The sequence below is a fragment of the Paenibacillus sp. PCH8 genome (assembly GCF_002968835.1).
Taxonomy (GTDB): domain Bacteria; phylum Bacillota; class Bacilli; order Paenibacillales; family Paenibacillaceae; genus Paenibacillus.
Map to the genome: position 1 here is coordinate 1 of NZ_PKQK01000008.1, position 25,700 is coordinate 25,700.

General features: G+C 39.2%; 22 protein-coding genes and 2 pseudogenes. 22 read left to right on the forward strand and 2 right to left on the reverse strand.

Annotated features, from left to right (window positions below; genetic code table 11):
- From C0Q44_RS27835 to C0Q44_RS27885, 12 genes and pseudogenes are all read left to right on the forward strand, one after another.
- Positions 1–525 (forward strand): annotated as a pseudogene (locus tag C0Q44_RS27835) (copper amine oxidase N-terminal domain-containing protein); the annotation flags it as partial.
- Between the two features lie 16 nt (positions 526–541).
- Positions 542–2,077: a DUF5704 domain-containing protein gene (locus C0Q44_RS31335; protein ID WP_258166593.1), complete on the forward strand. Its 1,536-nt coding sequence runs from the start codon at positions 542–544 to the stop codon at positions 2,075–2,077.
- Positions 2,050–3,867, forward strand: coding sequence for a hypothetical protein (locus tag C0Q44_RS27840; RefSeq protein ID WP_258166594.1), 1,818 nt, complete (start codon positions 2,050–2,052; stop codon positions 3,865–3,867). Before C0Q44_RS31335 ends, C0Q44_RS27840 begins: the two co-directional genes overlap by 28 nt.
- A 168-nt stretch (positions 3,868–4,035) precedes the next feature.
- A complete protein-coding gene (locus tag C0Q44_RS27845) occupies positions 4,036–5,040 on the forward strand; it encodes a WxL protein peptidoglycan domain-containing protein (RefSeq protein WP_181151201.1) in 1,005 nt (334 codons plus the stop codon).
- A 98-nt stretch (positions 5,041–5,138) separates the two neighbouring features.
- A complete protein-coding gene (locus C0Q44_RS27850; protein ID WP_105410400.1) occupies positions 5,139–5,711 on the forward strand; it encodes a hypothetical protein in 573 nt (190 codons plus the stop codon).
- Positions 5,712–5,721: 10 nt separating this feature from the next.
- Positions 5,722–8,850, forward strand: a complete 3,129-nt coding sequence (locus C0Q44_RS27855; RefSeq protein WP_105410401.1) for an RCC1 domain-containing protein — start codon at positions 5,722–5,724, stop codon at positions 8,848–8,850.
- Between the two features lie 327 nt (positions 8,851–9,177).
- Entirely contained in the window at positions 9,178–9,417 is a 240-nt protein-coding gene (locus C0Q44_RS27860; protein ID WP_181151202.1) for a hypothetical protein, read from the forward strand.
- Between the two features lie 538 nt (positions 9,418–9,955).
- Positions 9,956–10,288: a hypothetical protein gene (locus C0Q44_RS27865; RefSeq protein ID WP_105410403.1), complete on the forward strand. Its 333-nt coding sequence runs from the start codon at positions 9,956–9,958 to the stop codon at positions 10,286–10,288.
- 32 nt (positions 10,289–10,320) lie between these two features.
- On the forward strand, positions 10,321–11,043 hold the full coding sequence (locus tag C0Q44_RS27870; protein WP_105410404.1) for a hypothetical protein: 723 nt from the start codon (positions 10,321–10,323) through the stop codon (positions 11,041–11,043).
- A complete protein-coding gene (locus C0Q44_RS27875; protein WP_105410405.1) occupies positions 11,040–11,771 on the forward strand; it encodes a hypothetical protein in 732 nt (243 codons plus the stop codon). Before C0Q44_RS27870 ends, C0Q44_RS27875 begins: the two co-directional genes overlap by 4 nt.
- Positions 11,772–11,818: 47 nt before the next feature.
- Positions 11,819–13,114 carry a hypothetical protein gene (locus C0Q44_RS27880; RefSeq protein ID WP_105410406.1) on the forward strand — a complete coding sequence of 432 codons (1,296 nt, stop codon included), beginning with the start codon at positions 11,819–11,821 and terminating at the stop codon, positions 13,112–13,114.
- Positions 13,107–13,967: a ThiF family adenylyltransferase gene (locus C0Q44_RS27885; protein ID WP_105410407.1), complete on the forward strand. Its 861-nt coding sequence runs from the start codon at positions 13,107–13,109 to the stop codon at positions 13,965–13,967. Before C0Q44_RS27880 ends, C0Q44_RS27885 begins: the two co-directional genes overlap by 8 nt.
- Before the next feature lie 84 nt (positions 13,968–14,051).
- Here the strand turns inward: C0Q44_RS27885 and C0Q44_RS30435 are convergent, their stop codons facing one another.
- Positions 14,052–14,216: a hypothetical protein gene (locus C0Q44_RS30435; protein ID WP_181151203.1), complete on the reverse strand. Its 165-nt coding sequence runs from the start codon at positions 14,214–14,216 to the stop codon at positions 14,052–14,054.
- Between the two features lie 955 nt (positions 14,217–15,171).
- Between C0Q44_RS30435 and C0Q44_RS27890 the strand changes: the two genes are divergently transcribed.
- The 7 genes from C0Q44_RS27890 to C0Q44_RS27925 all read left to right on the forward strand — a co-directional run bounded on the left by C0Q44_RS27890 (position 15,172) and on the right by C0Q44_RS27925 (position 20,290).
- Positions 15,172–15,555 carry a DUF6618 family protein gene (locus C0Q44_RS27890; protein WP_105410408.1) on the forward strand — a complete coding sequence of 128 codons (384 nt, stop codon included), beginning with the start codon at positions 15,172–15,174 and terminating at the stop codon, positions 15,553–15,555.
- 96 nt (positions 15,556–15,651) lie between these two features.
- Complete coding sequence (locus tag C0Q44_RS27895) at positions 15,652–16,380, forward strand: HEPN domain-containing protein (protein ID WP_105410409.1); 729 nt, start codon at positions 15,652–15,654, stop codon at positions 16,378–16,380.
- Between the two features lie 52 nt (positions 16,381–16,432).
- The gene (locus tag C0Q44_RS27900) at positions 16,433–16,939 is read left to right on the forward strand and encodes a hypothetical protein (protein WP_105410410.1); all 507 of its coding nucleotides are present in this window, start codon (positions 16,433–16,435) and stop codon (positions 16,937–16,939) included.
- 53 nt (positions 16,940–16,992) lie between these two features.
- Positions 16,993–18,003, forward strand: coding sequence for a S16 family serine protease (locus C0Q44_RS27905; protein WP_105410411.1), 1,011 nt, complete (start codon positions 16,993–16,995; stop codon positions 18,001–18,003).
- A 920-nt stretch (positions 18,004–18,923) separates the two neighbouring features.
- Positions 18,924–19,358 (forward strand): type II toxin-antitoxin system HicB family antitoxin, encoded by a 435-nt coding sequence (locus C0Q44_RS30440; protein ID WP_181151204.1) that lies wholly within the window; start codon positions 18,924–18,926, stop codon positions 19,356–19,358.
- Between the two features lie 48 nt (positions 19,359–19,406).
- Complete coding sequence (locus C0Q44_RS27920; protein ID WP_105410413.1) at positions 19,407–19,628, forward strand: hypothetical protein; 222 nt, start codon at positions 19,407–19,409, stop codon at positions 19,626–19,628.
- 167 nt (positions 19,629–19,795) lie between these two features.
- Positions 19,796–20,290, forward strand: coding sequence for a hypothetical protein (locus C0Q44_RS27925; protein WP_105410414.1), 495 nt, complete (start codon positions 19,796–19,798; stop codon positions 20,288–20,290).
- A gap of 179 nt (positions 20,291–20,469) precedes the next feature.
- Here the strand turns inward: C0Q44_RS27925 and C0Q44_RS29940 are convergent, their stop codons facing one another.
- Positions 20,470–20,745: a hypothetical protein gene (locus tag C0Q44_RS29940; protein ID WP_146113525.1), complete on the reverse strand. Its 276-nt coding sequence runs from the start codon at positions 20,743–20,745 to the stop codon at positions 20,470–20,472.
- A 629-nt stretch (positions 20,746–21,374) separates the two neighbouring features.
- Between C0Q44_RS29940 and C0Q44_RS27930 the strand changes: the two are divergent.
- The 3 genes and pseudogenes from C0Q44_RS27930 to C0Q44_RS27940 form a co-directional block, all read left to right on the forward strand.
- Positions 21,375–22,322 (forward strand): annotated as a pseudogene (locus tag C0Q44_RS27930) (IS30 family transposase); the annotation flags it as partial.
- 170 nt (positions 22,323–22,492) lie between these two features.
- Positions 22,493–24,355, forward strand: coding sequence for an AAA family ATPase (locus C0Q44_RS27935; protein ID WP_105410415.1), 1,863 nt, complete (start codon positions 22,493–22,495; stop codon positions 24,353–24,355).
- 6 nt (positions 24,356–24,361) lie between these two features.
- Positions 24,362–25,291 carry a hypothetical protein gene (locus C0Q44_RS27940; RefSeq protein WP_105410416.1) on the forward strand — a complete coding sequence of 310 codons (930 nt, stop codon included), beginning with the start codon at positions 24,362–24,364 and terminating at the stop codon, positions 25,289–25,291.
- Positions 25,292–25,700: the final 409 nt, after the last annotated feature.

Here is a 25,700-nt window from a genome sequence, read left to right on the forward strand (position 1 = left end):
GGTCGTTGGGTCTGGATCGGTAACAAAGAGTTCCGGAGTACAGATGATAAAGTGTTTAAGTTAACCAAGTTAAGTGATTTTAAAGCATATACACAAAGTGAAGAATTCTTCAAAAATATTAAGCTTGAGAAATACAAGAATATTAAGATTATTAAGGAAAGTGATCTTCCTATCAAGTTAGGTGACGGACAAATTGTATATGAGATTAACAAGACAAAAGATTCAATACTAGGCGATGGAGTTCAAATCCGTAGCAGCCAGAGAGGGAACTCAATTACATTTTTAGTGAAGAACAGTTATGGTCGTGGTCGTGGAGTAGTAGATGCTGCATTTATCAATAATGACGATAAGACAGGCATGAATTTTTATCCCGTACTAAGTCGGTTGGATAAATTTAGAAACGGTGAATATCTTGATAGCTACGAAGGATGGAAAAATTTCAAAATGACACAGGCAGACTATATTCTTTTAAGAGATGGTGAGCTGGACGAATACGCTGTGGCCATCATTAATCCGTTTAAGTAAAGGAGCTATGATCTGAATGAAAAGGACCATCAGTTCCATACTCAGTTTAATAATCATTTTGTCCTCTGTGCTTGTACTTTTTACTTTTCAATCTGGTGAAGCTGAAGCAGCAATTTACCCTGTGGGTGCAAGTCGATATACGCAAGACGAAAACAATCCAAACCTTTACTATTTTGTTGGAATGGTGTATTACGAAGTTTGGAAAGACAGTGGAGGTAAATGGACTGATAAAGGACATAAACCGGGAGATAAAGTTAGCGTTGTAGATGGTGGAACCTACCAGTTTACATTTGCCTCTGGTCGAAGAGTCAAAAATATCACAGTTAAACCTTTTAATTTTGACGGGGGCCCTACAGCAGACAAAATTTTCAAAACTTCGCGTGGTGGAGAATTAGCTGAAAAGCCCCAGCAATATTATAATGATGCAACATCAAGCAGAAACTATGATAACTATGATAATACACCGGTATTAGGAAAAGGTACGAACTCTGCACGGAAAGAAGTTATCGTTAAAGATGGAGTATTATTAGCCAGGGCACAAGCAGTCGATAGAAGACTTGAGGAAGAAATAGAGAACAAAAAAGTCTTTCACCCAAATGTCGAAGGCTATCGCTATTTCTTCCCAACCCTGTTCACTATTGAGCTGGAACCGGAAGAAGGCAAAGCTGTGGTAAAATACTGGACCACAACTGGCCAAAGCCTTGATGGTGTAGACGGATTTGCCAACAAGGAAGTGAAGCTGGAGAAGGATAAGTCATACAACTTCACCCATACCGCTCCTAGTGAGAAGTACACGTATGAGGGTCACAAGAAAAGTACACAAGGAGATCCTTCGAGCTTATCTCGAAAGTCGGGAGATCCAGGACAGTTTGTATACAATGGCCAGTATCCGAACTATTACGTGTACTTCTACTACAAGCTTAAAGGAGATCCACCACCACCTGGAGGACCAACTTGTACCCAACCGGCTCCAGGGCGCACCATAGATGGCAAGTACATGGATCCGGTCGTCACAGCCATGATTAAAGCCGATCAGCGCGGAAGTGAGATGTTCGATGTGCTGAAGGGTATTCCGACATCGGAAAGCTTGTACGGAAATGTCTTCAGTCGAGATTATTTGTTCCAGAACAAATTTGTGCAGATGACCGGCACATGCGAATACAAGGTTACCGTCTTGCAAAAATGGACCTTAACATGGATGGATCCCAGAACGGTTACTTCGCCTAATGGTCAAACATCTACGGTCTATGATATTCCGAGATCTGAACCAGATGAGCGGAGACCGGAGTACACTGTCATTCGTCCATACTCGTACTGGACAATTGCTGAACTGGGTGTATATAACATCATGGAAGCTACGCTTGAGAACTACGCTCTTAGCGGTGAACAAATCGTGATCACGCCTGAAGGCTATACGCCACCAGACTTTACGGCCGACACCATCGGTGATATTTACCCTGCTCCAGATCCGGGTATCGTTCCTGGACCATCTCGAACGAAGCCGGGGGAACAAGCAGACCGTCTATGGATGAAGAAAATCTACAGGCAGTAGCCGAAGCTGCTGTTCCGGATGTGCAAGTCGAGAACGATTCCCTGATATTCAAGGGCCAAACTATTATGAATAAGCAGCGCACAGCGAAGGAGGGTCCGCAGCCTGGTCAAATACCAGCTCCAGTGCATATCGGAAAAGACGTGCTGTACAGCCCGTACAACTATATACCTACTGAAAAAGTCAACAAGAAGGATACAACCAGCAAAGGAAAAATCAATTACATCCTGGCCGAAGGTAGCATCGATGCCGAAGAGGAGGAACTTGAATACGATATCCACGGCATTAACACCGTAACCGTCCATACGCCTGTTGTGAACTACTCTGCCGTGTCGGATGATCAGCCGCACAACCAGAAAACGAAGCCTAATATGAGCCGATCAGCATTGATTCTGGAGAGACCGTTTACCGTCCGGATCCCAACGTCTGGACAACACCTGGATGTTAGTCAGTATCCTGGATACGGAAATCGGGATTATGCCAAATATTTCCGGACTAAACAAGTGCGATTCATGTTCGATGTCTATACTGGCAGTCGAAATCAATTTATCCCGGCTAACACTTGGATCGACATACCGGTGAATCAACTGGATACTGAGTTCTATCTGCCTGTATGGGTAGATGAAGGTGACTACCAAGTGTACTTCCGGAATATCGCTGAAAATGCTCCGGAGGGATATAACTGGCAGTCAGACGCAAACTTGGATCTGGCCAATCACGCAGCAGTAGACGAGGTTTCTGTGGAAGTCATTGGACGGTTATATGATTTTCATGTCACGGATATCGCGGACTACAACTGGGAAAGAGTGTTCCGGACATTCGCCGGCAGTAAAGATCCGAGCGGGGCTTCCTACTGGGTAGGACAGAATGGTATTGATGGAGATCCCCGCGGTAACCTGGCGCAGTACACATTGCCGATACGTCCGGGTAGTAACCCATTAACGGGTATGAGCAATGTCTCAGTAAAAACTGGATACCACTTCAAGTTTGACTTCAAAACGAAGGGGAATATGTTCAGTAAACAAGATGGAATTCGTATAACTCCGACATTTACATATGTAAGTAAGGGCGGTGGTACACCAATACCAGTTGACTTGTATTACAAAACTAATGAGAAACCATTTGTGAAAATTGGATCTGAAGAGGATACAGTCCAGCGTTATGTCGTTTTAAATGAGCGACTACGGAATGTTCCGCTGGGAGACATGAAGAATTCAGGGTACTGGAAATACGATCAGCACTTGACGACAATCGAGAAAGTTGGGGTCGATCGAGAAGAGTTTATGAGGAACTACGTACTGAAATACACTAAGCTAAAAACGCCTGTCGGTGGGTACGATAAGCTCATTCTTCCGGAACAGCTCAAGACGCTGATCGGATCAAAGGACATACCAAGTAATGCTTCTGTTACGCCGGAACGTGCAAATGCATCGATACAGCAGTGGTACGGTGAGTACAGCATACCAGCAGCTCCATATGTCGTCCCGGCTGGAACAAATCTGGCTGAATACGGCCGTACAAATGGCGGACTCACTGATAAATCACCTATCTTCTTGAAAGACGGATATATCGTCGTGAATTTTGATATCGAGTCCATCCAGAACGGGAAAGTCAATGATCCGCATTTGCAATACATTCATGCACCATTGATGAACCAGTGGAAATTGGAAGGGTACCAGAATTCAATTCTGGACTCATTTATGAAGAGATACAACGTTAAGGATGGAGATGTCATGTTCTACAACGCTGATAAATCCAGCCGAGATGACTTTAGCGCACAAGCACCACACTAATATTCACGGGGCTGTATCACTGCCCCGTTCTTTTTTTAAGGAGGGAGATTAAAAATGAGATTTTTTTTGAAAATAAGCTTACCTTTATTTTTTTTCGCTTTTTTTTGGATATTCACACTTCAAACACAGGTAAATGCTGCATCGGACGTTGATTTTTTACTCTCGCCGGTGAAAGAAATTGAACAATCAAGCGGGTATTACCGTGACGAGGTGACCGGTGGGGAAACGAAACAATACACATTTTACCTGAAGAATCTTGTTAAGAAGCCGATCGATCTATGGATCTACCCGGCAGATGCAGCTCCTATGGTCAACGGTGGAAAGAGCTACATGCTGAAGGGGGAGAAGAATACTTCCGTGGGCGCATGGATAGCCCCATCCAAAGCACAGAAAGTCCGGTTAAAACCACTTGAAAAGCTGAAATACGTTTATACCGTAAAAGTGCCCAAGGATCTGGATCCGGGGGAATATGTGGGAGGCATTGTAGCTGAACAAATTCCTGCTGAAGAAGCGAGTCCATCCCAGGTCCAGGACAAAGCGGTATTGCTGATCGAGCGTATCCCACGCATCGGGGTCCAGATCGTACTGGAGAAGGACAAACAGGCTGCTGTGCAAGACATGAGCATTGATGACTTCAAGCACAGTTACATAAGCAATGGTTATTCGCAGCTCACCATCAAGTTGGCCAATACAGGGAACATCTTGCAAAGGCCAAGTGGACTTATCATGATCCGTGATGCAAACGGCAAAGGGATCTTTAGCCAGTCCTACGATGCAGCCGCTGAAGAAAAATCTATCTACGCAGGTAAGACAGCAGACATGGTCTATCACGTTAAAGATCAGATCCTATGGCCAGGGGAGTATAGTGCGTACTTCGAAACCAACTTCAACGGGAAGAAGGTATCCAGAACCTTTAATTTCACGATTACTGAAGCAGATGCAAAACTTGCACAGGATAGTCTGAGTAATGCAGGTCTCCTGCAAGGACGTGGTGGAATTATAGATTGGCTGCAAAATCATCCATGGGCCATTGTTGCTGGAGCCTTCGTGCTTATTCTAATTTTTGGAACGTTCTTCTTGTTGTTATTCCTAATTTTAAGAAGAAAAAAGAAAGAGGACGAGCAGGATCGGCAACAAGTTAGGCGGCAAACCCTCCAAACACCACAGGCTTAGCGTGTAGCGTATTTTCTTTCAAGAAGGGAGGTGGTTTACATGTGATCGTTACATTGTTCGAAGGTATGTTCAAAAATAAAAAAAAGGGATGTGAATGAATGAAACGATTCTGGTTTGCCGCAATTTTAGCTTTAGCCCTTGCTATGCCGAGCGTGGCTGCAGCAGAGGACATGGAAAAAGAAGTACAGGTGACCGGTGGTAATTTCATGGTAAGTCAGTCAAAAATGAATTTTACGGATATTACGCTATCTGTTCGGCTACAACAAAAATCTCAGGCAGTGGTTACATCTCGCGCTATTGATGATAGAGGTAATGGTGGTGGATGGACAGTGAGTCAGGCAGCTACAGACTTTGTGACAACAATCGACGGGAAAGAATTTTATATTCCCATCGATGCAGTCCAGGTAACCGCAACTCTCAAGAATACCATTTCAGGGATCCCGCTTGATTTCAGCCAGGGCGGAAGTCTAGCAAAAGAGCAGGTACTATCGCATCAGCCAACTGTACTCTATTCGGCAGATGTGAGTACAGGACAGGGAGCATATGATTTTGAGCTGAATTACACACTTTCTCTGCCGAGAGTAATTAAAACTGCAGATGGCAAAGAGAGTGGTGTCATTTCTGGAACGTATAAATCGAAATTCACAACGACTGCTACATCAGGAATTTAAGGAGGGCACTATGGAATCAAACAATAAACGAAAAATTAAGATCGGATGGAAAAGAAGTTTGATCTTTACTCTAGCTTTAGCATTAATTCTTGGTGTGCCACTTAGTAACATGGAATCCAAAGCCCAGGCGGCCACATTCGATAAAATCAATAAGATCACGAGTCACAGTTTATACTGGAACTCTTGGGATAATGCTTCAGCGTTTATGCTAACAATGGATAGTGGGAAAACTTATGGAGTACAGCGTTATCAGAATGTCGCAGAGTCACCTGTGGGTGCAAGAAATGTCCAAATGCAGAATGGTTACACTCCACCAGGAGCAAAAACCCTTGTTTCGTACATTAATGAATCTGACGATTTCTATGTGGATACGGTTTTAGTTGAGACAGGTGTAAAGGATTACGTAAGAGGATACAGAACTATTTTTATTCTGAAAAAAGATGGTTCTGTTACTGCTCTTGGAAACGGGAGTTCAGGGGAGTTAGGTATAGGATACAAACAATCTAAATCTATCCCAACAGAAGTTGTCGACCCAGACACTGGAGAACCAATTACTGGGATAGAAAAGATTTTCTTTCTAGGTGGGGCTAATCCCAGTTCAAACAATTCAAATTATGAAGGTGTGCTTTTGGTATCAAAAAATCAAGTGTATCTTGTAGGTCAGGCTTTTGGACTTAATAGTTATACTGATGCTAAACCAGTAAAAGTAAATATGTTTCCGTCTTTTACTACGAGTGATGCTTTTAATATGGAATATTTAGAAGATCGAGTATTTTCTCAAGAATATCGTAGAACTACAGGTTACGATGGTGCAAATACTTTCTTTGAGCGTAGAGTTTTTTCTATCAATGGTAAGAAGTATTCTTTAACTGATTTATATAAACCAGATCCAAAAGTTGATACAGAGCTAAAATCAACAGCTTTATATCCATTACCTGACGATTTTGATATCAAGAATTTGAAAAGAGGAGCTTATTCTTATATGAGCGGTGGAGGTGGATACTATGTAGAGACAAACACCACGTATGCATATAAGTCTCCAGATAGCACCTTATCTACATGGGGAACTACCCCAACAACCTATTTAACGGGTACGAACAACGTGTTTGAAAGTACACCAAAAATTTTAGCAACTTCCGTTGATGCATTTAATATCACTAATGGTGGCAACATTCTTTATCTTAAAAATAAAAATGTGTACGGCTATGGTCCGAATAAAGGAAGTCGTCTTGGAGTAGATGGCGGCGCTATATCATCCCCTGTTAGGATATCAGGGGATGCAAATCAAATTAAAAATATCAAGAGTATTGCTGTTAATAATGCAGCAAACTATGCACTAACAGAAGATAATCGGTTGTACTCATGGAGCAACAGTACCAATTTCACCTTGTCATCGAAGAAATATTTAGACCTTTTTTCAGTTAGTTTCGATGCACAAGGACTAGCTAAAACATATGCAATTTCGGAAGACTTTAAGCTCTATGAACTGACAAGTCTTACGGCCGTTGAACTTGTTTCAGCTACTTTGCCGAACGTTGCACCAAAAGATTATGTCGCACCTATAACGGCTCCTGAAAAACCATTATTAACCATTACATCGCAAGACAAATTCAACCAGAATGTTGTTTCCATAAATTATGGAACATTCGCTGATATTGCGACAAAACAATATCAAATCAATGGTGGAGGATGGTTGAATTACACCAGTGAAATTCTAATTACCCAATCCGGTAACGTCACAATTCAAGCTCGGTCTGCTGATAGTAAAGGCAATATCTCAGACGTGGGTGAACTAACTATCACTAACAACCCGATTGTCATAAACTCTGGGGATCCAAGGATTGAAAAAATTTCTGCGGATGAATTCAAAATCCATGCAGATTCAACAGGTACCACAAAGGTACAAGTGAAAATCGATGGGGCAGCTGCATGGCAAGATTATAATGTTTCGAATAATCTACTTTTGACACCTGGTGCACATACAGTCGAAGTCAGATTGCTTAATGAACGGGATCAGGAATTGATCAGTAAGTCCTTTAATGTTACAGCTGATAATCCTGAACCGGTCACGGTGAAAAAACCTTCAGTTATACAACATTTAACTGAGGATTTTGAACTGTATCTTGAGTTTGTTCATGATAACCCTGAAGGGGAAATTTGGTATTCCAGAGATGGATCTCCTTGGCAGGCTGCAGGCGGCACCTTTGAATATAACCAAGAGCGCACGGTGTTAGTAAAAGTAATAAACGATGCTGGAGTTGAAAGTGAAGTCACTGAGTTTGTCACAACTCCTGTGCCACCAAAGATCATCGTGGATAATGACAAAGTAACCATAGATCTTGGTATCGACCCATCAAGAGTCAAAGTGTATTACAAAGAAAGCACCAGTAATGATTGGATCCAGTACTACGAACCGATTACATTAACACCAGGTACACACAACATGGATATTGAAGTTAGGGATCAATACGGGGCTGTAGCCAAATTTAATGGTGGCCCATACACAGTATCAGTTATTGACCCAAATGCAGGCAACGGTGGAACGACACCGACACCAAATCCGAATCCAGGGACGGGTACACCGGTCGGTGATGAGGACGTTGAGTTCACAGTAAATAGTGGAGGACTTAGCTCTCGTTTCGAAGGTGCAGACCTCTCGACAATTATTATCGACAACACCAATCCATATCAAACCATCAATTCCGTAAGCCGGGTGCTAATTGAAGATAGCCGCGGAAACGGGAAAGGTTATCAATACAGTATGGATGTAACTGATTTCATTTCAGAACCAATGCAAGATAACTCAACAAACTCACAAAGCCTTGTGGTGAGTATTCCGGCCAATGCGCTGTCGGTCGAGGTACTAAATACCAAAACCTTAAACGGACCGGCAGCAGAGTTGTCTAACCTTGGAAAACATGTCTTCTCAGGTAGTGGACCAGAAATGCTGGCCACAGCAAGACAGTTTGAAGGCATGGGATACAACGAAATTCCGCTTAACTTCATGCTAGGTGTTCCAGATCGTGTGAAAATTGTCTCATCCGGATCTGGAAGCAAGTTCGTTCCAGGACAGTCTACGGGTCTGATGGCGGGGATTTATAAAGCGAAGGTTGTTAGTACATTAACATCAGGTATTTAGGAACTTTGAGGGGGCTTCGCTTTTATGAAGCCCCTTCCAATTGTTTCATATTGAGGGCAAGTGTAAAGGATATTTACAGTAATGAAGAAAATTGAGATGCTTCTCTTCCTACAACCTATCCACCATCCCCACTACCAAATCGATTTCAAATAATCATATGAATATCCATAAAATAGTGTTAGTATATTAGTATATTAATTAATAAGAAATGGAAAGCGAGTGATTCATTTGCTTAATACATATGAGCAATTGGAAAAATCAATCAGGGCCACAAGCAACGGTATTATTGAGAAATACCAGGATAACATGATAGACACGTTTCAATGCATGGAACAATTACATACTTGCTGTACGATGGTCGGGACGCTCATTGATAATGAAAGGAAAAGCGGTTCAGATAAAGAGTTGATTATCCGCTTAATTAAACTCCGTGATGATATATCTCAACCAGTCATGCAGATGGTATACGATCAAATTCAATCACTGAATACAAAGAAAAATAAAGTTAAAAAAGAAATATATAAATTAGAAGTTAGAAAGAATTTATTAAGTGCTGCAGCTGGCTAATCATCAGTACATAATTAAATAGCTTAGATTAGAAAAGGAGGTTGCTTTATAATTTAGCAACTTCTTTTTGAATCTGGAAAATAGCTTTGAGCAGAGCTATTAGATAATTTAATGATTAATTAAATAGAGGAGAGTTTTGAATGGTAGAAGGTATTCTGTTACCTCTTGCATGGTAGGGTTAATTATTGGCGTTGCTATAGTAGCATCTGGATTAACGAATGGCTCAAACGGGAAAGATAAGTTTGATTGGTCAGCAACCATCAAGCCTGTTTCTTGGGGACTCTAAATGCTTATTGTGTCAATCTATTGGATAGTTAGTAGGGGATAATACTTAGCACTTTTATTGTAATTGTGTTATAATCAGATCATTATGATTTGAGATTAATTTTCTTTGCCTTTTTTAAAAGACAAAGAGTGGTTCCCGGTGAAAACCGGTTTAAATTTTGGCAATGAAGCCGTGGAGAACAATAGCATGCCTATTTAGGTGTGCTTTTTTTGTTTTCTGCGGCTTTTTTTGCTTCTACTGGAGGATAAATAAATGACATTTGTAAACTTGTCAAAGTTTAAAGAAAACTTAACTACTCAACAACCGCATAGTTCATACTCCAATGGACTGTTCAAAGTAATTGATGCGGCTATGTGCAATGTTGAGAGTAATGAGGTTGATTGGAATTCATTCTCTCTACAGGAGGCTCAGCAAGCTCTTAACGAGGCCTTAGCTTATGTAGCAGATGAAATAGCTGATGAATATTCAGTACGTCCCAATGAAGGGAATGCTATTCATGTGTACCTACATAACAATGAGTCAATGTACCGGTTAAGAAGAATGAAACCAGTAAACCAAGAGACGGAAGATAACGAGTTTTTCTAAAGATTTCAAATTAGAGAAAGTTAGGTGAGGGTATGAACCGGGCTTATTTTTGTGATGAACAAGTAGGTCAGATGCAAGCAACGTATGATGCAATCACAATGGTCAAGATGTTACATGAAGCTGGGATAGATGTCCGTAACAATCCGATTAATTATTATTGTTACGGATGGGGTGATCAGGCGGATATCTTCCATGAGGCGATCAAAAGAATGTTGTTTGAAAGCTGCAACCAATCCTACTCGGACAATCTCCAAGGAGAGACTTGGGAGTATAGCATCGTATTTCCGGAAATTGAAGAAATGATGCTTCTATCCAATAATGACGAGGCAAATGAACTGTTAAAAAAGGTAGATATTCTTTTGCATTATGAATGTCCAAATTTTGAAATGGGGATGAGCGGAGTTATAAAGGGAAAGAACATCTACATCAAGATAACAGGAAACTATGGGATATATTCGAATTTCTTAGGCAGAATTATTGAACTGAGAACTATCGTACTTGGGTTCATTGCACATAAGAAGAAGATGCTCATGCAAAAAATCCAAAATATTTTCATGATAAAAATGTTGTCTCTTAGTCGGCCAATACCATTAGGTATCTCAATTTGGGCACCTAATTCATTCGTATTCATACAACTTATGAAAACGTGTGGGGTAGATTTCTCCACCGAGATTGCAGAAAATCTCAGTCTAAAGAAGATGTGTTCTTTGTTAAGGGACGTTATAAAAATTGATGAAAAGGATGAGGTAGCATGAGTTTAATTCTAACGGATAATAAAGCGGGTACTGTTGAGCATTCGCTAAGTATTAGTGAAGAAGGTAATGAATATGTAATCAGGTTGCGAGATCATAGCCTACCCTTGGTAGCTGAATTTCAGAACGGTATTAAGGTAGGAGAAGGTTTTTATACGAATGAGGATTTAGCTGAAGCATTATTACATGCTCAAAACCTCAGTGTCTTTAAAACACCTATCCTGCCACGGGGTTGTATTTCATACCTGGAGAGTACATTTAAAACCTATTGTTTCTTCGAAGTTCCATCACATCGCAGAACTGTGTTTTACCATGATGCGGTTATCGATGATGTGCCTTTTCCAAATTTAATTTTTGGTTATGAACTTAGGTCAAGAACAGATAGGTTTGAAATATGTAAGGTATTTGTGGGTGCTTTAGAGAAGGGCTTAACCAATGAAGAGTCGGAAGTATATTTTTATCCCTATACAAACGTAGATAGAACCTATGAAGTATGTTTAGGGTCATCTCAGTTACCCCAAATCACACGCATTTCTCAATTATCGACAGTGCCAGAGGTTTTTTTCAATTCACAGAACTCTGACTGTTACTATGGTCATGCAAATGGTAGTGGGCTTACCTATAGGGAACTATTAGAGAAAGTCAAAGGCAAAGAATTCCTGGATAATTATCTGAAAACGACTGGCCTGACCCTCGCTGATTGGATAAGTGGACTGACTTCTCTATCTTAGGCCAAATACAACTCAAATAAATTAGAAATAAGCTGGAGGTAATAGATATGTCTAACGAATTATTTGGTGGTTCTGATCTCTTTTCATACTTTGGGGGAGGTTTCGTAGAGCCAACGAAAGTTGATAAGGAAGAAACACTAAAATCAGTGGGTAATACGATCGACATCACTAAACGCATTCAATCCAGAAGTAAATCCGACAAATCAATTGATGGACCTGGTGTAGACACATGTGAGGGCTCAACTCAGGATGAAATTAATGCTCTATCGGATGAAACACCTATAAGTGAGTCATCAGCCGATACTGCAGAACTAGGAGTAAAAAAAGATTCGTCCAAAAATGCAGATAGCAAAGATAAAAAGCCCGTCTTTACTAACACAACATATATTTGCTACGCCGGTACGTCCAAGCTTTTAACTAAATATTTTGATATTGAAAAGATAGGGCTACTCAGTTTAGAGGATGTTCGCAAACAGTTAGAAAAAGACTTTCCTGAGATGTCAAAACAAAGAACGTTCATGAGTTTTGACGAGAAGAAGAATATAATAGTACCGGCCATCACAGGTGGGAAGAAGGGGGCTTTGCCCGTTTACTTCAACGATTCGAGAGCATACTTCTACTCTGCGAGCCAGCTCGTCGAGCATAAAGATAAGTATTCAATCTGTTACCTGGCTGCCAAAAACGGTTACTATGAGATCCGTGAGAATGGGATCGGGGTTTTTATCTCCAAATGCAACAAGGAAGAGTTAGAAGGATGGAGCAATGCTGATGAATTTTTTGCACAGCAGCCCAGGGCCCAAGAACTTGATTCTTGTCGCACCGGCTTTAAATCCAAGTTGCCGAAAATCCCTGAATCATTGGTACACCAACTAATATCATTTTTTATGGACTATTCTGATAATGATGTAGAAGTGATGGGTGTATTCTACTGGGATACCAAGCAAGGTGTTTATCTATTGGATGTTCCTAATCAAAGTGTGTCGAAGACTTCAATCGATCAGCATTATACGAGTATGCCATATTGGATTATTAAAGTTTGTGAGATACATTCTCATAATAAAATGGAAGCATATTTCAGTTCTGTAGATAACGAAGATGAACTAGGCACCCATCTATATGGTGTAATAGGAAACTTAAAACATGCAAAAGGACTCATTCGGTTTGATATTCAAACACGAGCTGGTATGGCAGGGAAATTTATTTCCTTGCTTCCTTCAGCACTTCTAGAGGGAGACTATGATAATCAAGAAGATTCATGGAACCTCATTAAAAAAGTGCAGTACCCTGCAGCCTGGCATGATCGTGTCTTGCTTGATCAGGTGGAGGTGGTTAACCATGATTAATCTACTTGATTATCACGCTAAGAATGATGATTCAGAGGTTCGCCAATCACGGATACAGAGTATGTACTACTACATTGTAATTATTGGGGCCGGCGGTACCGGTGGCTATGCAGTTCAACGAATTACCAAAATGTTAAGTGCATTTGCATCCGTAGATTCATTTCTTATGATTGCTGATCCGGATATGGTAGAGGAAAAGAATTTGCTACGACAGCCTTTCGTTAACCAGGATATAGGCGGAAAAAAGGCAAGTGTTCTTACCCAACGCTATGGTAGAACATACGGACTGAAAATCGGTTCTTATGTTGATAAATATGTGGAATCGGTTGAACAACTAGATCAGTTATTTTCATTAACTGATTTTCGTCACAAGACCGGGCAACACATTCAGAAGGTGTTAATCGGGGCAGTTGATAATGACTTTACGCGAAATGTAATGCATGAGTACTTTATGCAGACTGATGACCTGATTTATATTGACGCAGGTATCGAAGGGGTCTTTTTACCATCAGGTGATAAACCAAAGAGTGAGTGGGGAGAAGAAGAAATAACAGATCATATGGAAAGCGGATATTCCGGGCAAGTGGTAGTGGGTCTGAGGAAAAATGGAACAGAAATCCTTGAACCACTTAATAGAATTTACCCGATCGATGCAACGGATCTTATTGCGCCTTCACATAATTGTGGTCTGGAACCTTATCAACCTCAACGTATGATCGCAAATGAGATGGCAGCATTCCATATCTCAACGATTTTAAATGAGCTGTTGAGTACAAATACAATCATCGTACACTATGCAAACTTCAATGCTAGGACTGGCAGTTGCCGGCCACAGTACGTGCAAGAAGTATAGAACAGAAACCCCTGAATTTCTCATTTTGAGAGATCAGGGGTTTTTGTGAACAATAAAAAATGATGGAAATAATATAAAAATTTATTATTTCTTCATGCGGTTCTTTTGTTTGGGGTTCGCTTTTTTCTTGTTGTCAGACTTTTCTGACCATTTGGATACAATAGATCTAATTAACTCTTGTGCCACCGCTTCTAAACAATGATCTCCAAATTGGTTCAGCAATTCCTTTAGGATCTCGCACCAGTCCATATGTAACACTCCTTTCATATAAATGAAATTTTTCAGTATTTCTGAACAGCAGGTGTAATTGCCCAAACCGTAATTCAAATGATTGCTGTACGACCGGAAGATAGATTTCTAGTAACAAGTCAGTTTGAGAATGCCAATTCACCCATGTACATAGTTCATCTCCGTAGTTAGTTGACCGAATGAGAATCAACACTGAATATTGATATAGACAGTTTTTAGTACTAAAAAAAAATCTTCAGAACAAGTCCCTTCGAGAAATGCAAACTCATGCATTTACATAGTTCATCTCAATAGTTAGTTGACCGAATTGAAATGAACACCAGCATTTTTGGTGGTCGACCTCCTCAGGAAGTTCCTCCATGTCACTCCTTCAGCGATTTGCAAAGCAATGTAAATTGCGTAAATGTGTTTCAGGGTCTTGCCTTCCAAATCAAAAATGGTTAAATTCGCGGTTTCAAAGCTCAAATATCGATATTAGAAAACATTTGTGACCAAACAACAAAAAAAGACCACTTCTAAATTGAAGTAGCCTTTCTCTATTATTCTGTTTTCTCCAACAGGGTTTTTCTGTTGATTCGAAGTATTGGATAACAAAACGTTGTATAATTAGGATTGTGATTCTGAGAACATCGGACTAGGAGAAATCGTTGGCCAACTGAATTTTGGACTGTTAGATTAACATTGAATTAGTTAATTTTTTTTGTCGATAAGAGATTAAGTGTGCATGAGCTATGTGATCTGTAGCTTACCGATTTGACCATTAGTGACGGCAATAGCGTATATTCGAGGAAAGGCGACAAAGATAGGAGCTTCCGATGAGTTTCGAACTCCGAATTGCTCTTCAGGCGTACCAGGACATCCGGGACGATGATCTATAGGACACCGAGTTTTGAGGATCTGGAGGGTGAGGTAGAGTCAATCAGCTGGACTTAAAAAATTGAAGGAGGAAATATAGATGATATTTGAAGTGAACGTTGACAATGAGCAATGGAACGGAGAGGTGAAAAGTTCCAAGAATTATGGAAGTCATTATGAGCTCCGACTGAGCGCAAGAGGATCGGGAATTACTGTGTTCTTCGGACATGCTTCTTATGGCCAATGGTTTGTTGCAGTTCCAGATTGGGAGGCTTCGGTGGTTGTTGGTAACCTACAAGATACGTACTATACAGCAGAAAAACTTGGCCGAGCAATGGAAAGTGAAATAGATGGTTGGTCTGTTGCTGCGGCAATAACTGCATATGCTAATCAAGAAGGAATTAATGAAGTAGACGGACAGCAAGAAGTTTTGGATGAATTGGAAGCTGCAGGGTACGTTATTGTTGATCCAGAAGAAAAATAGAATAGGTAGGATTGTACTCCACAGGTGTTGGTAAACTTCATGAATCTGTGGAGTAGATCAGCTTGACTTAAATGTTTTATGAATCTGGAGGATATTATGAGCGAGATTTATTTTAACTATGATAGGTACTTTGAAGAAATTCTGGTTCGCCTTACTCATTATGATAGACTTGTAGATTTTGTTACAGATGAAGATGCCATAAGAGCAAATATTGAAAAAAACAAATGGTTGATGTTTTTCACAGGAAATGTAGAGCAAGAGATAAATAATCGAAAAAATGAATACACAAACACTTTAATTCTTTTTGGAAATCAAATGGTTGTATATTATTGCACGCTTATTGAATCTATGGTTGAGAATTTCTTCTTCACTATCTTTGCAAGTAAACCAGAAAGATTAAACGAATTCTTTTCTTCCAAAGGCGAATTGAAAGATAATTTAGGTTTCTCTTTAAAGAAATTTTTGGAATCAGAATCCAAAGACGCATACGTTAATGATCTTTCAATAAAGGGAGCTAATCTATGTTTAGAAGGAGGTCCAAATAAATTTATTAAAAGAATTAAAGAACTAACAGGTTTCCAGATCTCGCAGGAAGTAAAGGAGATTCTGGATGACTTATATTATAAGCGTAACAGAATTATTCATAATAACGAGAAATTTGAAATTAGTACTGAAGACTTATATAAATATAGAGATGTGTTATTTGAAATACTAGGTAAATTCCACGAGCAACTCACAAAATTAGGAGCTGAAATAAAAGATGATTATATAAAACCCTTTAGAGTTGAAGCTGTCAATACAGTAGGCAACAGCCACGCCCATTGAAGATTTTAAATATAATACGCCAGATGCGTCTATGGTTGAGGGGGAAGTAAGAATGTTTTATGAAAATAGTATTAAAATTTCATCTCAGGATGATATCACTCAGGAATCATTGATCAATAATGAGTATTACGTATTTAGTACTAGTATTAATTGTCTTGATAAAAAATCAAGCATTCAAAGTAGAGATAATAATATATACATTGTGGCAGTGGCTTACAGTAATGATAAAGGAGAAAAATATATTAATTGGTTTATTGCAAGAGAATCGAATATTACTGTAATTGATGATGATGATGAGTATACAGAAAAAAAGGAAGTTGAACTAGATCTTTTAGGGATAGAAAATTTGAAAATTAGTGAACCAACAAAACCCAGACATCAAATCAAGTTTTGTAAGGGGGTTACGGATACCATTAATGATAGTTATAGACATAGTCGTGGTTTTGGAATAATTGAAATACTAAGAGAAACACACCCTTATAATTTTACTTTTTATATTCCAGAACATATCAAAGATGCAAGTTACATCCACTTTAAGCAAAATAAGCGGATTATATAATCGCATTAACTAATAGGCTGATATCAAAATCATCTGAATTTGGAGCAAAAATTATGAATAGTGAAGTGGTTAAACCAATTGATAGAAAGATGAGAAAGAGAATTTTTTTAAGTACTATTGTTATCTTGGTTGTCGTGCTGGTAATTCCGTCATTGATTAAAATAGAATTGAGGACATATGAACTCCCTGGCAAACTTGACTCAGCACAAGAATTATTTCGCAACAAAACTCAAAGCTTTATTTATATTCCTGGTGTGTATGAGCAAAGAGTAAGTCGATTGTCCGATTATCTTATACTTAAAATTAGATATAGGGGTTTACTTCAAGAGTTTGAACAACCAAAACAACAACAGGAAACGCCCTATGTTTCCCCAGAAGATCCTCCAGGAAGGTTGGAATATGTTGATACAGAAGAACTCAGAGATAGTCAACTTTTTGTTGCTATACCGGCATACATAGCAGGAAGTAATGAAGCGGACCGTCCAATTCAATACGGATTTGAGTTTGAAATTACAGGTATTCCATCAGAAGAAACTGAAGATTTATTAAACTCGACTATAGTAACAATAGATGGTTCCTCTCCTACACTTGAAAGAGTGGAGCAAATATTGGCTTCTAAAGCGCTTCACCGAATTGAAGGAAGATCCTATGATGGGAAAACTATTTTTTTAGATACTTCGCTTTACAATACTACAGTTTCTGCACACTACACAATAAAAGAATTATGGAAATTTAGTGACTTAATGAGATTTGACTTGGCCAATATTGAAGGTAATTCAGGTGGTGCCGCCACAGCCTATCAAGTCATGCTTAAACAACAGGGAAGACCAAATGAACATGGGGAATTTGTTATTACTGGAGCTATTGAAGTTGAGGGTGATATTACAAGTGTTGGGGGAGTAAAAGCTAAAACATATCTGGCCATTAAGAATTCAATTCCGGTCATGTTTGTCCCTAAGGGTATAAATTATACAGAAGCCATAGAAATGAAAAGTCTGATGAAGAGTAATATTGATATCGTCCCAATTCAGAAGCTTGGTGATATTGAGGCATATTGGAAGTAACTAGGGTGTATGTGACTCCAGAGATTGATCTGAAAGTTTATTGATTACACATTGAGCACCCTAAGCTTGCAGGTGTAAGATGTTCATGGTGAACAAGTGTTAATGTATGCCGTAGTAACATTTATATCATGCTGTGTAGGGCGATACTTGCAAAGGCACGCACTAAGCCTGCAGCAGTTGCTTCTGCAGACTAATGGGCTACCTGCGGTGTTAAGTTTCGTAAATCCTACAATATTAAAACGCAGTACTTATCTTTTCCTAATCGATCAGGATCTTCAGGAGGAGATAGTCCTTCCAATGACCGCAAGGGTATTATTGTTTCTTACCCTGGAGCGAATGTCCTTCAAAAAGACCGAGAAGAGCCAATTATGGTACAGCAACATCAAAACGATAATCTCGCTGCTGCGTTGCGAAGTCAGTCGCACTATCCGTATCCATCCTCCGCTCATGAAGATTTGAATCAGCATTGTGAAAATGCATCAATAATCTATAAAGATAGATATAACACCTGGGCAATTAGGTATTTATTCCTTCGATCTATTTGCCTATATAATTTGACGAAATAAGTAGTATATGGTACAAATATATTATTACGAAACACTTTGATTTACTTTGTCGTTATTGCTCGACAGAGTTGGAGACATACTGATCGGGAACATCCATGTATCAGTATATTTAAATAGGGCTATTTTCGCCATGGAGACTATAGACACCCAAAATAGGTGTCTTTTTGTGTTTCCATTTTTTTTATACCTAAAATGTAGAAATTTTATTTTTGAGCAACTTATATCTTGAGTTAACTTAGTATTTAATAGTGGGATATTTATAAAAGAAGCGAGGATTTCAATTTACTTCGATTCTTTCAATAAGTTGCCCATCTTGGTAGCTGTACTTTGATGAAATTTAAGGGGGATCAACACATGAAAGATGTTTTAGAACTGTTGGTTATGTTTGAAGAGGAAAAAGCTGAGAAAAACGTAACCGCGTACGTACCATCGCTACGTCTCGGAGTACATGGAGATACATTGGAGGAAGCTCGAACGAATGCGATTGAACTAATTGAGTTGGAACTGGAGGGGCGGCAGGAGCGGTTACCAGAGGATACAGCAGTCATTGAGACAATAAAGGGAAGTACAGGTGTGGATTTACTTGTTCTGTTTGAAGTGCTTGAAGAAGAAAATGATGTGACAGCTTACATTCCTGCATTGAGACTTGGTGTTAAAGGAACGACACTGTCTGAAGCACGCTCTAACGCTGAAGACTTGATCAGGCTGGAATCTAAAAATCGCGTACATCCATATTCTCAAGAAACAGTAACGATCGATACTTTAAAGATAAAGGTTAAAGTTTCATAAATACTAAAGTCACGCCAAAAGGGTTGAATTAACAAGGAGGAAATCAGTGTGGAAAGTAAATTTGATTTTTTTAAAGATGATGAGAGCGGTAAATGGCAGCTACCTTTGAATATCTGTAGTTTAGGTGGTTGTTATTATAACTTCCTTGAATTTGATACCAAGGATGAAGCAAGAGAAAAGGCTATAGAACTAACTAAACATGGAAAGGAAATATCGGGTAATTATCCTTGCCAGGAGTGTCACACCCAATACTTACTCGATTGTGAGTGACCTAATAAATTATCACGATACTTTGACAGGAGAATCCGATCATGCTATTATTTCTTCAATTGAATATCCATCTTAAACGATGGTTTTATAAGCGGAAGCACCGCTTCATGCCCTTTAGGGTCTGAAGTGGTGCTTTTTTTTTATTTTATTGATAAGGAGTGGACAGTATGATGAAAAAATTTACAGGCAGCAACGCTGAGGTAAACCTTGAATTGAATGGATACATTAATGAGTTTAAAGGCTTGATTTTAGAACAAGCAGAAGCAAAAGGGATGAAATGTTTTCTATGTAAGGACTGTTTAGCAATCGATGTGAAAATTGAAACTCTATTCACCGGTGACGCCATCCATTATGTTTTAATGTACACGCATGCGGAAACAGATAAAAGTGCCCTATTGATATGGAAAGACTTTCTCGATCTAAAAGAGATTGTGATGAATACCTATGAGTTGATTGAATCATTTATCTCGAAGGAGCTTAGAACCCGTACCGGATCCCTAACAGTGTTCACGATGAGATTAATGTATGATATGTTAAATTTCATAAGAGGGATTCGAGAAGACAAAGATGGAGCGGAGGGACTCCCTTATAAAGTAATTTATGATCCGTTTATTCAACTTAAAAGCGATAGATGGATACAGTCTATAATAGAAGAAAGATAGAACGGTGTAACTTTGATCAGGAAGGCACATTGTGCCCTCCTGACATCCCATCAAACTACTAATATAGGTGTGGTAGATTGGAACGTGGTAATGGCTTGTTCTACTTCTTTACTCGTCATTCCTGCACTGTACAGTGTTTGTTCGATAATATGTAGATCATTATTGCATAATTCTTGGATTTAATTTATAAGAGATTTCTCTGAATTATTCAAAGCGCTTTCAGGTATTGGGTCACAGATTCCAAAATCAAGACGTTTAACCTTTCCAGTAGCAATCCAGACGATACTTTTAAAATCCCACTCTTTTAAACGGGCAATAAGCAGGGAAATTTCTGTACTAAAGAGGTCGTAAATCAAGTTAGGGGGAAAGTGACCATTTATATTTTTATATTGAGTCAAATTTAAACCATCAATCCATTCTGTTAAAATAAAAACTCCGGATGAATATGCGTACAAATATGGGGCAACGCCGGTTTGTAAGGCTGTTTTTACTTTATATTCATTTTCTCCGTCTATTCTTCCTTTTTTGGTGTATACCTTTAAACAGTATTCATCAATCTTTTAAACCGTGAATCTACTACCTGCCTCAAATGGTATCAGGTTTGGTCGCGTTCCATCTTCAACAAGTTGCTTAATGACTTGCTCGATATCATGAGGGATTTGTATGAGTATGTTCATGTCATATTTCCAGTTATTATAGGTTTAAACTAATAATAACTGGAAATATATTAACATAATAATTGATAATACCTCTCTATTCGATTGGTATATATCTTAACAAAGTGGATATATTAGCTGCTCGCTTAAGAGGATCATCTCATTGAGGTGATCCTTTTGAGCTTCTATACACACTCATTATATTTAGTAGTTTTTATGTTGTTATGTGCACAAGCATTTAGTAAATCATGATATAATTACTGGTAATGAATTTACCGGAAGTGATAGCTCATATTTCTGTTTTTTAATTCAAGACGGATTGTAATATGAAGTGCGACACCCACTGGAAATAAATAAAAAATGGCCCATGGCCGGATTCGTGTAGAATGAAGTCACCACAACAACCATTCACACAAGGAGAATCCACCATGAGCTACACACATCTTAGCATAATCGAACGCAGCAAGCTAGAAATCCTCCACCAGCAAGGCAAAAGTTCACGAGCGATTGCCAAGGAGCTGGGCCGTCATCATTCGACCATCTGTCGTGAATTGGAACGCATGGTTTCATCGCAATCTTATCAGGCAGAGCATGCCCAGAGTGCTTATCGGGAACGACGTAAGGCTTCGGTCTCTCGTGGTAAATGGTCAGAAGCCTTAGGGGCTTCTTTTGCGGAAAAACTAGAGGCAACGTGGTCTCCAGAACAAATCACAGAACGTTTCCGCGCCGAAGATCTACCTGCGGTTTCCTTTAAAACGATTTATCGCTGGATCTATGCAGGACGTCTTGTTCAAGGTAAATTACAAGTTTTACGTCACAAAGGGAAGCGTCGGAAACCCGCAGAAACTCGTGGTAAATTCACCATAGGCAGAACCATTTCAGATCGTCCAAAAGAGGTTCGTTCTCGTGAAACGTTTGGACACTGGGAATTGGATACCGTTGTATCGGGCCGCGGGAGAAGTAAAGGATGCGTAGCCACACTCATTGAACGCAAAACGCGTCTGTTTACCGCTGTTCTCATGACTGATCGTACCGCATTGTCCATGGAGATTGCGCTTGGTGTAGCCATATCACAGTACCCCAAAGGGACATTTCTCACGGCCACCGCTGACCGTGGAAAAGAGTTTGCTTGCTACGCCAATCTGGAAATAACCCATGGCCTGCATGTTTATTTTGCTGACCCGTATTCATCCTGGCAACGCGGTTCCAATGAGAATGGGAATGGATTACTTCGAGAGTTCCACCCCAAGGGCACCGATTTCGCTCAAGTAGAGGATGATGCTCTCGCCCACTGCCTTGATTTAATCAATCACAGGCCAAGAAAATGCTTAGGTTGGAAAACTGCTCACGAATCTTTCATAGAGGAACTGTCGCACTTCGCTTTACAATCCGTCTCAATAAAGCGGATAATTGTTGTTACTGAAATTTGTGATCTTGCTAATAGGCTTAGGTTCTTTTTTGAAATTAATGAAGAGCACAGTGATCAAAGAAAAACATTATTTAGAAATTTAGCTATCACTAAAGATTAATATAACAAGGAGAACTTATGGAGATATTATATATTTGGTTTAATAATTATGGACCATTTCGACAGCAGGGCTTTCAATTGTGCGGGGATCTCCGTTTCAAATATGATTTTAATCATGAAGTACTATCAGTTACTAGGAATACGGATTATGTGCAGGATTTCTTTCGAGATCGTATGGCTCTGGAGAGCGAAACAGCCGTTGTAAAGAACATTACAGGTCTCATTGGTATTAATGGCGCAGGAAAGACAAGTCTACTCAATTATATCAAGCGTTATCTTGTTCGGGCTATGGGGCGAAAAATTAAAGAAGCACTGGTGGTGATTCGGAATGAGAAAGATGAGACGATTATTCTATATGATAAAAAAGTTATCAACTTAGAGTCTGTGAATCATGAAGGGCTACTTCATCACATTAAGATTTACAGTGGTACAGAAACCAATCAGCACTTACCGGATAGCTCGGTCATATACTTTTCAAATATTTTTGATCACTCTCATGAGGAGACAGCAACAAACTATTACAATCTTTCAACTAACTACCTTATCCAAGGTGATTACCGTAGCAGGTTGGATTTACAGAATGGGAATCCGAAGCAAAGTCCAATCGACGTTCATCGGGATGAAGACTTGTGCCGTCAGGTATTTTTCGTCTATGACTACCCTATTCGATTTCCAGAACAGGAACTGCCCTTCCGTTTGCCCAAGAATCTAGTGATTAAAATCCGAAACATCGATAGGGATGATTTGGGTAAGCTCGGGCAATTCGCAAATTTCTACTTAGATCTTAATAAATATGTAACCGGTAAGATTGATGAAATATCATCACGTAACTCTGATAGGAAGTATAGCCCTAACCTGGATAGGAGAAGAGAAATATTTATATTAACAACCTATCGCGCTATGATTTACTCTTTCTTGAAGGAAATAACTGTCTTTTCAAATCTTACGCTATTAGAGGAAGATGATCCGAATCTTTCTCTTACAAATGTTCAGAGCGAACAAGCGACTTTCACCAATTATGTGAGGAATTTGTTTAATTCTACACTGAGTCGTTTTAATGATGATCCAACTATTAAATTGTGGCTTGATAATCTAATATTTATGGTAGATCATATATATGATTACTCGATATACTTAATACGTACAGCTAATACGCCAGATGAATATTCCCTCAAGTTACCAATTATGCAAGGCGAAATCATGAAAAGCCCTTCATATGATTTCATAAATGTATATCGACGCTCGTACACTGTATTTCCATACCTTGATTTCGAATGGCAACTCAGTTCAGGACAACGAGCGTTTTTAAATGTTTTCTCCAGATTGTATTCGAGAAATGACGGAGAAGTATTTGGCGACAACGTCAAGTTAACGAAACATGTTCTGCTACTAATTGATGAGGGAGAATTATACTTCCATCCAGAGTGGCAACGTCGGTTTATAGATACACTCATTCGATTCTTGTCCGTAGTCTATGGTTCTAAACGAAGAGTACAGATCCTGTTGACCTCGCATTCTCCATTCATACTGTCGGACTTACCCAACTATTGCGTCTCTTTACTCCAGCATAACGATAGACGGACGAAAGTTAAAGATGGAACGGTAGAATTTAATACTCTTGCTGCTAATATCCACGATTTGCTGGCAAATGGCTTTTTCATGAAAGCAAACATTGGCGAATTCGCTCTGCAAAAGATTAATGACGCGATTACAAGGCTAAGGTCTCTTCAAGTTCACTCAGGTGTGGAAACTATTCGCTCACTCAGCAGTCGCGAAGAAGAAATTGACTATCTCCGTTCCATAATCCAGCTTGTTGGTGAACCAATCATTGCTGGTCGGATGCTTGAGTTGTTAGATGAGCGGGACATAGATATGGAGTGAATGAATATGATTAATATTTACGAAGTGTCACAGCAAGTTCTAGCAGAAAGGCATTATGAGGCTGTTGTCGAAGAATTAATGAAGAAAGACTCTAAAAGCCCTGCGACTCTAGAAAAATGGTTCAAAGCATTCAATGTTAACTATACTTTGAAGCATATCATCACGGCGAGACCAGAAGATCTGAGGATAATGATGAGTAAGTGCAAATCAGACAAGTATCCCGAATGTATTCTGGAACTTTACGATATGTATGTGAAGAAGTTCTCAAAATCGGATCGATACATCGGTGACCGTAAACAAAAGTATAATGCAGTACAACTTATGAAGAGCCTAGAGATTAAGGTATGTCCTCTTTGTAACCGGAATTATATTAACAATGTAAAATCGAAGGGGCGGTTGGAAAAGCGTACAGGGCAGCTTGATCATTTTCATAATAAGTCATCTTACCCATTTCTTTCAATGTCATTCTTCAACTTAGTACCTGCCTGCTATGGGTGCAATCATACGAAGGCTAGGTTTGAGCTTGAACAGACGCCCTACGCCGAGGTTGATTTGGATCCGCTCATTCGGTTTAGCGTGTCATTTAACAAAATTGAAGATATATTTGATGAGCAACACTTAAGGGTTTCTCTAGACAATCATCCGTCCATTCAGCAGAATGTTGATGTTTTGGGTCTTTTAGAAACGTACACAGAGGAACATAATGAAGATGCCTTTGCAGTTGTGAAGGCTTTCAAAAATTATAACGACGTTTGGCAGAATTCGATGATTGGAAATATAAAAGGACTGTTTAAAGATAAGGATCACTTGTCTGATATGTTATTAAGCGAATATATTGGTCTGAAGGATAGACTAAAGTCTAAGCCATTAGCGAAATTAAAAAAGGATATTTATGAGCAACTGGAAGCGTACCAGCAGAGTAGTATATCAAGATAGATAAAGTTTAGTTGATAGTTTTGACTATTAACAGTTTCTAAGCCCTGAGGATTGTCAGATTTCTTCCTCACTCTTAGCAGAGTAAGATTATTGGTGGTTCGTATGCTATACTATTCTTTTTCGCTCATTTTCTGTAATTTGATGTTTGATATCAATGAGAAGTGTTTCTTCAATATTGATGGAATGAGCCATTAATTAAATTCATAAATTCACTTATTCATATTACAATCCGTCACAAGTAAAAGATTTGTGGAAGTATTTATATTCTTCCACTTCTTTTTGTATTTTCATATGAAATAAGAGAATATATAGGATACTAACTTAAATTTCACATTTTAAAAGCTGAATAAGAATTTTTGTGAGTAGAAATTTGAATTGGAGAACATTGGGTTTAAGTCACAATTCCCGA